Source organism: Streptomyces sp. NPDC126510, from assembly GCF_040302345.1.
Classification (GTDB): domain Bacteria; phylum Actinomycetota; class Actinomycetes; order Streptomycetales; family Streptomycetaceae; genus Streptomyces.
Window position 1 is genome coordinate 152,139 of record NZ_JBEORR010000014.1, and the last position, 15,783, is coordinate 167,921.

At 70.0% G+C, this 15,783-nt stretch carries 11 protein-coding genes and 1 pseudogene; 7 read left to right on the forward strand and 5 right to left on the reverse strand.

Annotated elements, in window-relative coordinates; genetic code table 11:
- The first annotated feature begins 72 nt into the window (after positions 1–72).
- The 7 genes from ABTX60_RS21660 (at position 73) to ABTX60_RS21690 (ending at position 9,896) form a co-directional block, all read left to right on the forward strand.
- The gene (locus ABTX60_RS21660; protein WP_352098636.1) at positions 73–2,382 is read left to right on the forward strand and encodes a CBM35 domain-containing protein; all 2,310 of its coding nucleotides are present in this window, start codon (positions 73–75) and stop codon (positions 2,380–2,382) included.
- Between the two features lie 255 nt (positions 2,383–2,637).
- Positions 2,638–3,321, forward strand: a complete 684-nt coding sequence (locus tag ABTX60_RS21665) for a class I SAM-dependent DNA methyltransferase (RefSeq protein WP_352098637.1) — start codon at positions 2,638–2,640, stop codon at positions 3,319–3,321.
- A 60-nt stretch (positions 3,322–3,381) separates the two neighbouring features.
- Positions 3,382–5,169 (forward strand): SpoIIE family protein phosphatase, encoded by a 1,788-nt coding sequence (locus tag ABTX60_RS21670; RefSeq protein WP_352098638.1) that lies wholly within the window; start codon positions 3,382–3,384, stop codon positions 5,167–5,169.
- Positions 5,170–5,341: 172 nt separating this feature from the next.
- Complete coding sequence (locus ABTX60_RS21675; protein ID WP_352098639.1) at positions 5,342–6,481, forward strand: PP2C family protein-serine/threonine phosphatase; 1,140 nt, start codon at positions 5,342–5,344, stop codon at positions 6,479–6,481.
- 92 nt (positions 6,482–6,573) lie between these two features.
- Positions 6,574–7,146, forward strand: coding sequence for a PadR family transcriptional regulator (locus ABTX60_RS21680; protein WP_352098640.1), 573 nt, complete (start codon positions 6,574–6,576; stop codon positions 7,144–7,146).
- Between the two features lie 93 nt (positions 7,147–7,239).
- Complete coding sequence (locus ABTX60_RS21685; protein ID WP_352098641.1) at positions 7,240–8,964, forward strand: acyl-CoA dehydrogenase family protein; 1,725 nt, start codon at positions 7,240–7,242, stop codon at positions 8,962–8,964.
- A gap of 194 nt (positions 8,965–9,158) precedes the next feature.
- Positions 9,159–9,896, forward strand: a complete 738-nt coding sequence (locus ABTX60_RS21690) for a DUF1775 domain-containing protein (RefSeq protein ID WP_352098642.1) — start codon at positions 9,159–9,161, stop codon at positions 9,894–9,896.
- 287 nt (positions 9,897–10,183) lie between these two features.
- Here the strand turns inward: ABTX60_RS21690 and ABTX60_RS21695 are convergent, their stop codons facing one another.
- From ABTX60_RS21695 to ABTX60_RS21715, 5 genes and pseudogenes are all read right to left on the reverse strand, one after another.
- Positions 10,184–11,158 carry a hypothetical protein gene (locus ABTX60_RS21695; RefSeq protein ID WP_352098643.1) on the reverse strand — a complete coding sequence of 325 codons (975 nt, stop codon included), beginning with the start codon at positions 11,156–11,158 and terminating at the stop codon, positions 10,184–10,186.
- Between the two features lie 23 nt (positions 11,159–11,181).
- Positions 11,182–12,168 carry an SCO2521 family protein gene (locus ABTX60_RS21700; RefSeq protein WP_352098644.1) on the reverse strand — a complete coding sequence of 329 codons (987 nt, stop codon included), beginning with the start codon at positions 12,166–12,168 and terminating at the stop codon, positions 11,182–11,184.
- 1 nt (position 12,169) lies between these two features.
- Positions 12,170–12,993 (reverse strand): annotated as a pseudogene (locus ABTX60_RS21705) (SCO2522 family protein).
- On the reverse strand, positions 12,990–13,910 hold the full coding sequence (locus ABTX60_RS21710; RefSeq protein WP_352098645.1) for an SCO2523 family variant P-loop protein: 921 nt from the start codon (positions 13,908–13,910) through the stop codon (positions 12,990–12,992). The pseudogene ABTX60_RS21705 and the gene ABTX60_RS21710 overlap by 4 nt, the downstream one beginning before the upstream one ends.
- Before the next feature lie 2 nt (positions 13,911–13,912).
- Entirely contained in the window at positions 13,913–15,766 is a 1,854-nt protein-coding gene (locus ABTX60_RS21715; protein ID WP_352098646.1) for an SCO2524 family protein, read from the reverse strand.
- Between the last annotated feature and the right edge of the window lie 17 nt (positions 15,767–15,783).

Sequence of the window (15,783 nt, forward strand, 5' to 3'; positions counted from 1 at the left end):
CGCTGTACGGGCTCAGCGACGACGGCGTCCCCGGCGACGAGCTGGTGGCCCCGCTGCACTTGACCACGGTACGTGCAGAAGGCGCCGGACGGGGCGCAGCACCCCAACGGGGACGCTCTCGCGATCAAGAAGGGCTACGACCGCAACGGCGGCGGCGAGGTCCACATCTACATGCAGGACGTCTACGCCCAGTGGCCGTACGAGAATCTCGGTCTGGACGACTACCTGGCCAAGGTCGACACCATGGTCCGCAAGGTCGCCGCACGCCCCGACCGCGACGACTTCGTGTGGGTGCCCTTCAACGAGCCCGACGGCAACTGGTATCCGGATCTGGGCAGTTCCGACAGCGCCAAGTACGCGAGCGCGCTGAGCAGGTTCCAGAGCGACTGGAGCACCGTCTACAAGAAGATCCGCTCGATCATCCCCGGTGCCCGCATAGCAGGGCCCAACGAGACCCATTACGACGGCAAGCTCATGGGCGACTTCTACCCGTGGGCCAAGGCCGCCGGAGTGCTCCCGGACATCACCACCTGGCACGAGCTGGGCCCGGACTCCCTCGAGGACTTCGAATCCCACCTCGTCGACTACCGGGCCGTGGAGGCGAAGGCCGGCATCTCCGAACGCCCGGTCGGCATCAACGAGTACGGCAACCGGCGCGACCAGTCCGTGCCCGGCCAGATGGTCCAGTGGCTGTCGATGTTCGAGCGCAACAAGGTCTACGCCGACCAGGCCTACTGGAACATCGCGGGCAACCTCAACGACAACGCCGCGCAGACCGACATCCCCAACGGCACCTGGTGGCTGCTGCGCTGGTACGCGGGCCTGACCGGCAAGACCGTACGGCTGGACCCGCCGCAGCCGAACACGATCGACACCGTCCAGGGCATCGCCTCACTGGACACCGGCCGCACACAGGCCCAGGTACTGCTCGGCGGCACCTCCGGCGATGTCGACACCGTGCTCCGCAACGTCCCCTCGCGCTTCGGCAAGAAGGTCAACGTCACCGTCGAGCGCATCGGCTGGAGCGGCTACGAGGGCGCCGCCGCGCCGAGCGTGGTGTCCCGCACCACCGGCAAGGTCGCCGCCAACGGCAGCATCACCGTGCCGTTGACGAACCTGGACGCCATGTCGGCGTACCGCGTCACCGTCAACCCGGCCGGCAGCGGCTCCCCCATCCCGGCGAGCCTGCCCTGGTCCGCTTCGTACGAGGCGGAGAACGCCGCCGTCACCGGCGGCACCGTCTACTCCCAGGGCTCGCTGGGCAACCCCTACGGCTTCGCCACCTCGGGCACCAAGGACGTCGGCAGCCTGAACCAGCCAAACAGCAAGGTCGCCTTCACCGTCGACGTTCCGAAGACCGGCACCTACGACCTGGACGTCTTCTACGGCAACCAGTCCGGCGGGCCCGCCACCCAGACCCTGACGGTCGACGGCGGTGCGCCGAAGACCCTCACCTACGGCTCCACCCTGAACTGGACCTACCGCGCCACGGCGGGCACACCCGTCTCCTTGACGGCCGGCAAGCACACCCTGACCTTGAGCAAGGGCACGAACGAGGTCACCCTCGACAAGATCGACCTCACCGCGTCCAGGACCCCGGACACCGTCTACCCAGCGGCCTACGCCGACATCAGCGGGTCCCCGTCGTACGACTACAGTGCCTCCGGGATCAGCGGCGCCGGCGCCCTGGTGCTGGGCCGCGGCGACAAGGCCGCCTTCGACGTCCACGCGCCGGCCGACGGCTACTACACCGTGCACGCCGACTACGCCGCCACCGGCGAGAGCACCCTGAGCCTGGACGGTGCCACCGCCGCCGCGCTGCCCTCCACCCGGGGCCGTGTCACCGACAAGCCCCTGCGGCTGTACCTGTCGCAGGGCAACAACCGCGTCACCGCCGCCGTCCCGGGCGACGGCGGCCTCACCCTGCGCGACCTGCGCGTCACCGGCGCGGTCAGCACCTCGGGGGCCACGGCCTACGAGGCCGAGGACGCCACCCCCGCCGGCACCGCGTCGGTCTCCGGCAACTCCTGGGCCTCCGGCGGCGAGTACGTCGGGCACGTCGGCCTGGGCGCCGGCAACACGCTCACCTTCAAGGTGAACGCCCCGTCGGCCGGGCGCTACGTGATGAACGTGCGCTACGCCAACGCCGAGGTCGCCGGGTCCGGGAACTACAACACCAACGTCATCTCCCGGGCAGCGGACATCACCGTCGACGACACCTCCCAGAGGGTCATGTTCCGCAACTCCTACAGCTGGTCGAACTTCTGGGACCTGCCGGTCCCGGTCACCCTCAAGGCGGGCATCAACACCATCACCTTCGGCAACTCGACGGCGTACGCGCCGGACATCGACAAGGTGACCGTCGCGCCCTTGAACGGCTGACGACACCGCACGTGTGATCGCCATCTCGACGCACCGGGCGGCGTGCCCTCGGCCAGGGCGGCTGGACAGCCTCCATGCCGCCAGGCTCGAGGACGGCTCGACGACGACCGCCGCGGGTTGACCGACCGCCGTTCGAGGCCGCCGCCCACTACATTGCGCTGCCCAAGGGATACGGTGCGCATGCGGGACGTCTCCGTGGACCCTATAAGGGGGATATGTGGAAAAATTACGCAGGATGAACAAGGGGGAACGCCTGTGAGCAGCAGCCCTCCCGGCGACCTGGGCTACGAGGACGCAGTGCCTGACCGCACCGGCCAGGCAGAGGCCTTCGACGCCATCGGCGACCACTACGACGAGGCCTTCCCGCACAAGGAAGGGCAGGTCGCGGCCACCAAGTGGCTCGTGGACTCCCTGTCGGCCGGGTCCCGCGTGCTGGACCTGGGATGCGGCACCGGGCTCCCGACCGCCCGGCAGCTGGCGGAGGCGGGCTTCGAGGTCACCGGCGTCGACCTGTCGGGCGGAATGGTCGCCCTGGCCCGTGAGCACGTGCCCGGCGGCACCTTCCACCAGGTGGACATCGCTGATCTGCGGCCGGGAGGACCCTGCGACCTCGGCCGGTTCGACGCGGTGGCCGCCTTCTTCTCCCTGCTCATGCTGCCGCGCTCCGAGATCCCCCTCGCGCTGCGGACCGTCCGCCATCTCCTTGTACCGGGCGGCATGTTCGTGCTGTCGATGGTGGAGGCCGACGTGGACGATTTCTCGATCCCGTTCCTCGGAAAGACCATCCGGGTGTCCGGATACCTACGCGACGAGCTGAGGGAGACCGTCGAGGCGACCGGCTTCGAGATCGTCGAGGAGGCCTCCTACACCTACGCACCCGCGAGCGCCGACGTACCGCCCGAGGTGCAGATCTTCCTGCGCTGCCGACGGCGCGGCTGACCGCTCCCGCTCCGCACGCACCGGCAGGTGCCCGGGGCCCACCCAGACGGAAGCGACACGGTGACGAAGCACCTGGGAACTCACGAACACCCCGGCAGGAAGGCCAGGGCGAAGGAGCGTGTCACGCCCCGGCGCCGGCCACAGCTCCTCGGGCCGCAGACCGACCGGCTCCGCTACCTCGACGAGGCGACGCGCCGGATAGCCCGCGGCATCGATCTCGACGAGACGCTGCACGAACTGTGCCGGGCGGCTGTCCCGTCCTTCGCCGACACGACCTTCGTCCACCTGTCCGATCCGCTGCCGGTCGGGGACGAGGCTCCTGGCTCCCCGGCCATGCTGCGGCTGCACAGCACGGACCGGGCGCCGCCGAGGGATCCGGCAGCCCACGCACCCGGTCTCACCCGCAGGACCCCGGCGGACGTGCGACCGGCGGACGTCGTACGCCCGGCCGCCGACGGCCCGCTGGCCGAGCTGCTGCGCGCCGGGCAGCCCGTGCCGGGGGACGCCCCAGGGGCCGCTCCCGCCCTGACCGAACTGCTGGGACCGGTGAGCGTTCCCGGTGCGGCGCGACCCGGACCCCGGCTGATCATCGCCCCGATGCACGGCCGCCGCCACGTCATGGGCAGCGTCGTCCTCGTCCGCCGCCCCGACCGGCCCCCCTTCACCGAAGACGACCTGCTCGTCGCCTCCCAGCTCGCCACCCACACCGCACTGGGCGTCGACAAGGCCGCGCTCTACCTCCGCGAGACGTCGGTCGCCGCAGCACTGCAGCGCACGATGCTCCCTCCGGCACTGCCCGAGCCGACCGGAGTCCGGCTGGCAAGCCGTTACCTGCCCGCCTCACGGGCCTCGCAGGTGGGCGGCGACTGGTACGACGCGATCCCCCTGCCCGGCAACCGTGTCGCGCTGGTGATCGGCGACGTCATGGGCCATTCCATGACGTCGGCCGCCATCATGGGCCAGCTGCGGACCATCGTGCAGACCCTCGCCGGGCTCGACCTTCCTCCCGACGAGGTCCTCCACCACCTCGACGAGCAGGCGGAGCGGCTGGGCAGCGAGCACATGGCGACCTGTCTGTACGCCATGTACGACCCCGTACTGCATCGGCTGCTGGTCGCCAACGCCGGTCACCCGCCCCCGGTACTCCTCCACACGGACGGCCGGCAGGAGGTACTGCCGATCGCGCCCGGGGCGCCGATCGGCGTCGGCAGCAGGGCCTTCGAGTCCACCGAGATGCACGCGCCGTCCGGAGCGACCCTGCTGCTGTACACCGACGGGCTCGTCGAGTCCCGTGACTCGGACGTGCTGTCCGGCGTGCAGCGGCTGTGCGCACACCTGCGCGCCGGCGCTGCCGGTTCGGAACCCCCGTCGCTGGAAGTGCTGTGCGACCACGCGCTCGACACGCTGGGCACGCGCGACCGGGACGACGACATCGCGCTGCTCGCGGCCCGGTTCGAGGGCATCCTGCCGGAAACGGTGGCGTACTGGTACATGGCTCCACGGCCGCAGACCGCGCGGCAGGCCCGCCGGCTGACGCGAAGGACACTGCACCAGTGGGGCCTCGACTCGATGGTGGAGCCGGCCGAACTGCTGGTCAGCGAGGTGGTGGCGAACGCCGTACGCTTCGCGTCCCGGCCGATCACCCTGCGCCTGCTCCGCACGGCCGTACTCCGCTGCGAAGTGGGCGACGACTCGCCGCAGGTGCCGAGGATGCGGCACGCCGGGCTGAGTGACGAGGGGGGTCGGGGACTGTTCCTGGTCGACCAGCTGGCGGAGCGCTGGGGGGCGACCAGGGTGAGCACGGGCAAGGTCGTCTGGTTCGAGCAGGCGCTGCCCGGCCGGGGATGACAGGGGACGGGTGCGTGCGGCCCGCTGTCGGCATCGTCCGCCGGGCAGGGTCGATCCTCCCGGTGCCGCCCCCGACCGGCGGGCCGGCGTCCCCGGCACCCGCCGACATGAAAGGCCGGTGCGCCCCACGGCCTGTAGAACAGAGAGAGCACCCCACCTGCCCGGGAGTCCCATGACCGGTACCCACCTCCTGCGCACCCGCCGGAGAAGGTCTGCCCACGCCCCGCAGGCCATCGAGCCACCGGGGAACGCCGAGCTGGTCGTCGGCGTGCTGGCGGTGACGGTCCTGGTCGAGTTCCTGGGCGCCCTGTCCCGGTCCCCGGTGTGGCTCCTCGGGCTGCTGGTCTTCCTGCCGGGCACGGCGTCGGCCCTGTGCACGGTCCGGCAGACGGGGTTCGTCTCCGCGTGGGCCACGCTCGTCGTCACCCTCACCGTGCTGCTCCGCCACGACGAAGGGGGCGGATGGCTAGACCGGACGCTGCTGGTGCTGTTCACCCTCGCGCTGGGGACGACCTCGGTCTACGCCTGCCGGCGGCGTATCAGGCGCGAGGACGAGATGCTCCGCCTGCGCTCCACCGCCGCGGCCATGCAGCGGCACATCCTGCGTCCCCTCCCCCTGGTCACCGACGACGTTCTGGTCAACGGTGTCTACGAACCCGTGCAGGAGGATCGTCTCGTCGGCGGTGACATCTACGACGTCGTGGCCTCTCCCTGGGGGACCCGGGTGCTGATCGGGGACGTACAGGGCAAGGGGCTGGCCGCCGTGGGGGCGGCGTTCGCCGTGATCGGCGCCTTCCGCGAGGCGGCGCACCGCGAGCCCACGCTCACGGCTCTCGTCGACGCCCTGGACACCGCGGTCGTCCGCCACAACTCCTACGCCGAACAGACGGGCGACGACGAACGGTTCGTCACGGCGCTCATCATCGGTGTCGACCACGGCCCGGAGGCGCAGTTCGTCAACTGCGGGCACGTTCCACCCTGGTTGATGCACGACGCCGAAGTGACCACGCCACCGCTGGACTCCGGTGTGCCGCTCGGTCTCGCCGGGCTGGCCTCCGAGCCCACGACCGTGCACTGGTTCGACTTCCCGGCCGGTTCGACGCTGTTGCTGGGCACGGACGGACTCACCGAGACCCGCGCGCCCGACGGGACGTTCTATCCGGTCGAGGAGCGGCTGACGAGCCACCTGAGGGTCTCCCCCACCAAGCTGCCCCGGGCCCTGTTCGAAGACGCCCGCGCCTTCACCGGCCACGACAGCCGTCACGACGACTTCGCGGTCCTGACCGTCCGGCGCTCCCTGAACCTCTCCTGAGCGAGCAGGACGATGCGCTCCTCACGTGAGCCGCGTCGCATCGCCATGGTTGGGACTTGCTATGCAACGAGTTGCATAGCACGATCGTCGTCATGGCGCTCGAACACGCGATCCTGGTGTCGCTCCTGGAGAAGCCGGGATCCGGCTATGAGCTGGCCCGGCGTTTCGAACGGTCCATCGGCTACTTCTGGACCGCGACCCACCAGCAGATCTATCGCGTGCTGAAGCGCATGGAGAGCGACGGCTGGGTCGAGGCCCGGGACATCCCGCAGCAAGGGCGGCCGGACAAGAAGGAGTACTCCGTCGCCGACCTCGGCCGGGCCGCATTGTCCTCGTGGCTGCACGATCCGATCGAGCCGGAGAGCGTCCGCCACGACCTGGCGGTGAAGATCCGGGGTGCCGCCTTCGACGACCCGGCTGCCCTGATCCGCGAGGTGGAGCGGCACCGGCAGGCGCACCGGGACCGGCTGGCGCACTATCTGGCGGGCGAGGAGCGGGACTTCACGGGTCCCGAGGCGGGCGCGGCCGCTCCGGAAGCGCCCCTGGACGCGGAGCGCGAGCTCCAGCACGTCGTACTGCGCGGCGGCATCGCCTACGAGCGGATGATGATCGGCTGGCTGGACGACGTGCTCGCCACGCTGGCCCGATTCGGCCCGGGTCACTGACCGCGCCGCCGCACCGGCCGCGACCGCTCCTTCCTCTCCGGCCGCCGTACCTCTCCATTCCCATCCGTCCACCAGCCGAAAGGGGTCCTCACCATGGCTGACCACCTGCTCTTCAACCCGCGCACCTACGACCCCGCGCACTTCGACCCCGAGACACGCCGCTTGCTGCGTGCCACCGTCGACTGGTTCGAGCAGCGCGGGAAGCGGCAGCTGATCGAGGACTACCGGACCCGCGCATGGCTCGGTGACTTCCTCGCCTTCGCCGCCAAGGAGGGCCTGTTCGCCACCTTCCTGACGCCGTCGTCCACCGCGGGAGAGGGCGAGCCGGACAAGCGGTGGGACACCGCCCGTATCGCCGCGCTCAACGAAATCCTCGGCTTCTACGGACTGGACTACTGGTACGCCTGGCAGGTCACCATCCTCGGCCTGGGCCCGGTCTGGCAGAGCGACAACGCCGCCGCCCGCGCCCGCGCCGCGGCACTCCTCTCGCAGGGAGAGGTGTTCGCGTTCGGCCTGTCCGAGAAGGCCCACGGCGCCGACATCTACTCCACCGACATGCTGCTCGAGCCCGACGGCGACGGCGGCTTCCGTGCCACCGGCTCCAAGTACTACATAGGCAACGGCAACGCCGCCGGGCTCGTCTCCGTCTTCGGTCGCCGTACCGACGTCGAGGGTCCCGACGGCTACGTGTTCTTCGCCGCCGACAGCCGTCATCCGGCCTACCACCTGGTCAAGAACGTCGTCGACTCGTCCAAGTTCGTCAGCGAGTTCCGTCTGGAGGACTATCCCGTAACGTCCGCCGACGTTCTGCACACCGGCCGCGCGGCCTTCGACGCCGCCCTCAACACGGTCAACGTCGGCAAGTTCAACCTGTGCACCGCCTCGATCGGCATCTGCGAACACGCGATGTACGAGGCCGTCACCCATGCGAGCAACCGCGTCCTCTACGGCCGCCCCGTCACCGCCTTCCCGCACGTGCGGCGCGAGCTGACCGACGCATACGTCAGGCTCGTCGGCATGAAGCTGTTCAGCGACCGCGCTGTCGACTACTTCCGCTCCGCCGGCCCGGACGACCGCCGTTACCTGCTCTTCAACCCGATGACGAAGATGAAGGTGACCACGGAGGGCGAGAAGGTCATCGACCTGATGTGGGACGTCATCGCCGCCAAGGGCTTCGAGAAGGACAACTACTTCAGCCAGGCTGCTGTGGAGATCCGGAGCCTGCCGAAGCTGGAGGGCACGGTCCACGTCAATCTGGCGCTGATCCTGAAGTTCATGCGCAACCATCTCCTCGACCCGGCCGAGTACCCGAGTGTGCCGACCCGTCTCGACGCGGCCGACGACGACTTCCTGTTCCGGCAGGGGCCGGCCCGAGGCCTGGGCTCGGTGCGCTTCCACGACTGGCGCCCGGCCTTCGAAGCGTACGCGCACCTGCCCAACGTCGCTCGCCTGCGCGAACAGGCCGACGCGCTCTGCGAGTTCGTCGCCACGGCCGCCCCCGACACGGAGCAGAGCCGCGACCTCGACCTCGTCCTCTCGATCGGCCAGCTCTTCGCGCTCGTCGTGCACGGGCAGCTCGTCCTGGAGCAGGCCGAGCTGACCGGACTCGACGAGGACGTACTCGACGAACTCTTCGCCGTCCTCGTACGGGACTTCTCCGGGCACGCCGTCGAACTGCACGGGAAGGACTCGGCGACCGAGCGGCAGCAGGAGTGGGCACTGGCCTCGGTCCGGCGGCCGGTCGTCGACGAGGGGCGCACGGAGCGAGTCTGGCAGCGGGTCGAGGCGCTGTCCGGGACGTACGAGATGGCGCAGTAGACGCGCCGTTCCACATCGCGACCCCGGACAACCCTTGTGACGCACAGCACACACTCTTGAGGGAACTCGCCGGGGTCGCGATCCGACTCCCTGAACGATCCACCGCTCGCGCCCGCCGTGGCCCGCGTGCCCCGCCACGTGTCTGCGCCGGACCGGGTGAGATGTCATGCACCGACGACCATCCGGAGTCCGTTGTGTCCCGTCACGGCAAGGCGCGCACCGCGCGCCGTCTCACCACCGTCAGCGCGGTCCTCGTGGCCGGCGTCGTCGCCGCCGGCCCCGCGTACGCCCACACGGAGGTCGAGGCGAAGGGCGCACGCGCCCTCGCCCAGAACGTCACCCTGGACTTCCACGCCGCATCCGAGTCCTCCTCGGCCGGCATCACCAAGCTGGAGGTGGTCCTGCCCAAGGGCATCATTCCCGCGGACATCACCTACGACCAGGGACCCAAGGGCTGGAAGTTCGGCACCACCAGCCGCGGTTACACCGTGTCGGGCCCCGAACTCGCCGTCGGCGAAGACGCCGAGTTCTCCGTGACCGTCCGTCAGCTGCCGGAGGCCGAGGAACTCGTGTTCAAGACGCTCCAGACCTACAGCGACGGCCACGTCGACCGCTGGATCGATGTGGACGACTCGGGCGACGACGGCCATGGGCACGGCAACCCCGCGCCGACCCTGGAACTGGGGCCCGCCGAGCCCGGCGCGACACCGGTCAGCCCGAGCCCCACGGACGAAGCCACGACCGCGGCGCCCTCCAGTGACGCACCGAGCGAGCCGTCGGCTGCGGCGGCGACACCCTCCGCGAAGCAGGCCGACGACGGGGCCGACGACGGGATGGCTCCGGCCGCGTGGGCCGGTATCGGCGCCGCCGTACTGCTCGCCCTCGGAGGCGGCGTGTGGTGGATCAAGCGCCGCGGGACACCGGCCCCGTAAACCCTGTCAGGACAACCTCGCCGGACTCGTCGAGGCCCATTCCCCTCTCATCCACGGAAGCTCCGGAGCACGTTCCCTCCGGAGCTTCCGTGTTGAGTGGGTGACTTCGTCCCGGGCCGCTATTTCAGAACTCCAGGTCTACAGCCATGCCAGTGGCGTCGACGGAGTGCCCGGCGGCGCGGGCATCCCATCATGCTTGTCGCTCGGGCACTTGTGGTCAGTTCGGTGAGCCGGGCGACCGAGGACGTCCTGGACACCCGAACCGTGCCGGCGGCGCAGCACGGTGCTCATGTCACCGGGTCGGCTCCGGGAGCGATCTCCCGGGCCCGCGTCCAGAGGGCGTTGAACCACCTGACCTGGCGGTTGACCCGTTCGCGCTGCGCGTCGAGCGTGGTCTTCACGTTGACTCCGAGCTGGTCCGGTTCGAACTCCAGATACAGATCGGTGTCGAAGATCACCACGTCCCGCGCCGCCGGCCTCGGGTGCGGCTGCTCTTCCGGAGAAGGCGGGAGGACAAGGTAGCGCACCATGATGCCGACATTGCGCTGGGCCTGGCACAGCCTGGTGAACCGGGCCATGACGACGGAGTCTTCCGCCTCGGTTTCCTTGATCATGAAGAGACGGCGGATTGTGACATGACGGACCGCCATCGCCTCGGTCTGTGCGTCCAGGTACGGTCCCGCCGAGTCCGTGCCCCAGAAGGGCTGGTCAACGGAGCTGCTCGTGGCGTCGATGGTCCGCTGGGCGCACTGCGTCAGGCGGATGAGCCACTCGTTGTTGTCCCGTGGCCAGTGCGCGCTCATCCCGGTCAGGTCGGTGACGACGGAGGCAAGACTCTCCACCTCCGACCGGGCGAATGCCTTGACGATCTCCGGGCCCTGCTGACCGACCCGCCTCAAGCTTTTGATCAGGCGCTTGGCGTCACTGGTGCTCATGCCCGCATCGTCCAGATCGCTCAGCAACGCGGCAGCGTCACTGAGGTGGTCGAAGTGCTCCTCCAGCCGACGACTGCGCTCTCTGTGACCGGTCTCGACCGTGGCAAGCCGCTGCTCGAAGTCCACCATGTACTGGACGATGAGCGCGGAACCGCCGATGACGACGGCCACCGCGATCTTCCACAGCTCGTCGCCCGACTGCTCCACCAGGTTGGTGAGCACATACGCGACGGTGCTCACCACGACGGTGATGAGGACCTTCAGCACCAGGGGCGCGACGCGCACCCCGCCGGTGGCCGGTCCCGGTGTGCCCGGATCTCCCTGCATGTACCTCTCCCCCCCTCAGATGCTCACAGGATGGTGTCCGGTCGGCCCGGCGCCGGCACCTCCTGGCGCGAGCGAAGTGAAAGAAGCGCCAGCCGGTCCCGGATGCGCTGGGTGAGTGTCTTCCACTGCCTTCCGTAACCCGGTGTCTCGTCCAACTGCTCCCAGACCGGGTGCAGGGCACGGTCGACGCGGGCCCGGGGCATCCACAGGTGCAGCACGTGGTCGACGAGCGGCCCCAGGACCAGGGAGTCGGCCCGGTGGTCCGCCGCGCCGGTCCGTAGTCCGTCGAGTTTGTCGGCGACGGTGGTGAGCAGCCAGTCGTGCAGGGCCAGGTCCTCGCAGAGTCCGGCCGCGTCACCGGGTGCGGTGTCGGGCGGCAGACGCAACTCCACAACACGCAGCCCGTCCTCGTCCTTGGTGAAGAGAACGGTGGGACGGTCACCGGGGGCAGTCCGCGCGGCGGCCCAGCGCAGACGGGTGTCGGCGGTGGTGAGCGGCGGATCGAGGTCCAGGACCCGGTGCTGCCGGGAGACCCGCGCCACCAGGGACTCGGCGATCGACCCGATGTCCAGCTGTCCCGGACGGTGACCGAGGAGAAAGCCCCGGGCGACCGCCTGCTCGGGCAGTCGCCCGACGGGAACGAGCAGCCCGGGCCTGACCAGGTAGTGGCCCCAGGGCTGCCGCCGGTCGGTCCCGGCGCCGGCCAGTGAAAAGAACGCGGAGGACTGGAGCACCCGGCCCTCCACGAGCACAGCGCGGGCCCGCACTGTGCCCACGGCGCGGACCCGAGTCCCGGTGTCGGCGGGCAGCGGGCAGTCGACACCGGTCAGCACCTCCGGGGAGACCACCTGGCGGCTCGGGTGCCGGGAGACCCTGACCCGTTCGTCGGTGCGCAACCGCAGCAGCCGCACGGCCGTCGGCTCGTCCAGCGGGTCGCGGGTGGGCAGCAGGCAGGTGCGGACCTCACCGCAGGCGAGGATGGAACCGGCGTCCGTGCGCGCGGTCGACATGTCACAACCCGGGCGGGAACACGTAGGAGACGCGGTCCGCGATGCCCGGGGGCACGTCGAAGCGCTCGGCGGCGGACCGCTGCGCCACCTGCCTGAGCGGCCCCTCCTCGACGTGGACCTGGTCGAGGATGACGCGTACGGCGTGCTCGACCGGCAGGAACCGGCCGGGCAGCACACTGCGGCGAGGAAGGCACAGGACCAGGTGCGCTGCCCTTCCGTCTCGCTCCACAGCTCGACGTCCATGAAGACCGAGTGACCACGCGCGCCTGTCTCCCTTGGCGGCTGCCAGACGGCTCCGGCCGGGTCCAGGGCGGCGGAGGTGCGCTGTGACGGGGTGCGTCTGCCGTTGCTGAGCCAACCCGTGCGGCTGACGGGCGGCCGGAAGCCGCCGCTGCCCGGCGGCGGGGACTCCACCAGCCTGTCCATGACGGACTCGGCGGGGCGGATCCGCGTGCGGTCGGCGCCGGGAGCGACCGCACAGGCGGATTCGCGGGCCAGGTAGTCGATGGCCAGTCCGGCACGGGTGGCTTCTTCGACGAGCGACGGCAGGAGTTCGTCAGGAGCGGCGAGCCGGGAGAAGTAGTCGTCGATGAGGAAGCAGGTGCTGACGCGTGGGCGCGAGCCGGTGACGGACGTGCCGAGGCCGGACCGGACGGCGTCCACCCACGGCCGTACGGTGGCGAAGTGCCGCCGAAGCCGCTCGGGCCCCTCGACGATGTCCTCCATGTACAAGTGGCCGATCTCCAGGGAGAGGTGGGAGAACGGCAGGGATGCGGTACGCGGCTCGGCGCTGGACTCGCGGAAGATCGGGACGGGTCGGTTCACCGCTCCCCCCAGAAGCTGTCGTCGGTCAGCCGCTGCGCGAGGTCGCCCAGGGCCCGCCAGGTCTCCGGGTCGGCAATCCGGCGGTCGTGCACGTCCTGGTCGGTGATGAGCCGCTCCTGCCACTGGAGGACGGGTTCCAGCGGGATTTTCGCGACCATGCCGGTCCGGCCCAGCCCCCGGTCCGAGGCGAGCTTCTCGAGCGCCCTGTCGCACTGCGTCATCCACGCGTACCTCGCCGGCCCGACCTGGGACCACAGGGGCGAATCCGGATCGGGTACGGCCGCCCGCACGAATCGGATGGCGCCACGCAGCGCGTCCCCGTCGTGGCCCATGCCCTCGCCGGTGCTGAGGATGCCGCGCGGTCCGAAGGTGAGTTCCGCTGCCGCGGCGATGTGCTGCCGCGTCCACCGGTGGAAGACCAGCCATCGGTGGGGAAGCCGGTCGAGTCCGCCGCGGGGCGAGGTGGCGTCCAGCACCAGGTCGACGGCGTAGCTGCGTCCGGCGCTCAGGTCCACGATGATCACGTCGAACTCGCGTCTGAGCCGCAGGACGAGGTCGACGCACCGGTGCACGTGCTCCTCACCGGTGACGAACTCCCCTCCGTAGCGGTCGCCCGGCAGGAGGACGAGACGACCGGAGCCGTTGGGCCGGTCACGGAGGTCGGAGTGTTCGGTGCGGGCCCAGACATCGACGCGCAGGGGTTCGCCGACGGTGCCCTGCAGATAGGCGTGCAGTCCGGTCGTCTCCGCCTCGCGGTGGACGTCGGGAAGGTCGAAGACGGTGGCGGCGGTGGGAGATCCGAAGTCAAAGTCCAGGAAGCAGACGTCGGAGCCGTCCAGGGCACATTGGTAGGCGAGGTTGGCGCTGGTGACGGACCTGCCGGTCCCGCCTTTGTCCGAGGCTGAGAAGACGAGCACCGTCACACCTCCCCGTCGGTGCCGCGAGCCCGGGCGAGGGTGTCCAGCCGGGCCAGGACGTCGAGGGCGAGCGCGAGCGCCGTCCCCGCTTGTTCGCCGACCAGCCGGTGCGCCCGCTCCAGGTCGGCTTCCAGGCGCTTCATCCACTTCTCCTGGTCGGTGGCCCGGCGCGGGGCCGGGTACTGCTCCTGTTCCCTGCCCAGCAGGTGGGCGGCCTCGCTGATCGCCTCCTGCGCCTGGCCGGACAGGTCGCGGCTGTGGCTCGGCGGCTGGATGTACAGGATGTGCGCGGCGACCATGCACTCGGTGACGCGTTCCGTGATGCTCCAGGACGGTCTACCGGCTGGGACCGGTGTCTGGAGGCCGGTGACCGGCAGGCCGTTCCAGAGGCCGACGCCCGCACCGTCCTCGACGCGGTGGCTCCAGACGTGGTCGAGGGTTTCCTCCGTGAGGCGCAGCAGTTTCTCCTCTTCCGAGGTCTTCTGCGCCAGCGAGCACAACTGGACAGCTCGTTTCAGCAATTGGGTGGGGAAGTCGGTCATCACCCAGGCCATGGCGGGTCCGAGTGCCTCGCTGCCCGGCAGCGGCATGGTGACCCCTGGGCTGTGCGGGCCGGTCTCCTGGGCGTCGTTCGTGGCTGCACCGGTGAACCGACCGTGCTCGTTGAGGCGTTCCATGACCTTGATGAGATGGTTGAGGTCGTGGCCGGTGGTACGCCGGCGCATCATGTCGTGCACCAGGACGGAGACGACGGAGAGGGAGAAGTACGCCGAGTCCGACTGCTGGGACGTGGTCCGCCACGGGATCTTCGCCAGCGGCCAGCGGTCTTCGCCGAAGCGCGCGAGGGCCGACCAGTACTGGTGGGTTATCTCCCAGCGCAGCCGCAGCGCGTTGGCCAGTTTGTGCTGCTCGGTGTCGAGCAGCCCCCGGGTGAGAGTGCGCTCCGACAACAGGTCGACGATGCCGTCCAGCGCGACGACCGTGAAGTGAAGGTTGGGCAGGGGGCTGGCGACACCGGCGGGCTGCGGGACCGCCTCGTAGGCGGGGCTCTTGAAGGGAAACTCCGGGGCGTCCCGCACGATGCTCCACGACCAGCCGCACTCGAACAGGCGGTTGGGGTTCGTGAGTTCGTCACGGACCTCGGCGGGTAGATGGAGGCCGGGACTTTCGGTGATGGTCGCACGCAGCGTCCCGAACCGGCGTTGGAAGCGATCGACGACCTGACGGTCGGAGAGGCCGTCCTCGTTCAGGAGGCCGGCGAGCACCTGGCCCTCGGGGGACGCGATGTCGATCACGTGTACGGTGAAGGACCGCAGCAGACCCACGAGCGCGGCGGACAACCGGACGCTGGTGTCGCTCTGGAGCCGGTCGATGCGGTCGAGGGTGGATTGCCGGCGTGTCGTGCTGCGGCACCCCTTGAGGAACTCCAGCACGGCCAGACACAGGCTGACGGACATGGAGTAGGAGTCGACGACGTCGATGCCCCGTTGTTCCGGAGTGAGTTTCAGCGCCGGGTCGACCGGGACGAAGTAGTCGCCCCCGGCGAAGTCGGGTTCCCGTCCGTGGCGGTTGCGCTCCATGAACTCGCCGAGCACCTCGATGAGACGGAGGGGGATGTCCGTGGTGTCCCCCAGGGCCCTCAGCGCCTTCGCGACGTCGAGCTGCGTCGTGTCGGGGTGGTCCAGCCGGAAGGCCGGGATCTCGGTGGCGGGATACAGCAGGCAGAGCAGCCGCTCGGCGTCCGCGACACTGCTGCGTCCGTCCGTGTCGTCCCAGGCCCACACTCCTCCTGGGAAGGAATGCCGGGCCAGTGCCTGCCATATGTCCAGCAGATGCTGCCGTGGCCTGATCCGCATCCTGTTCTCCCCCCTCG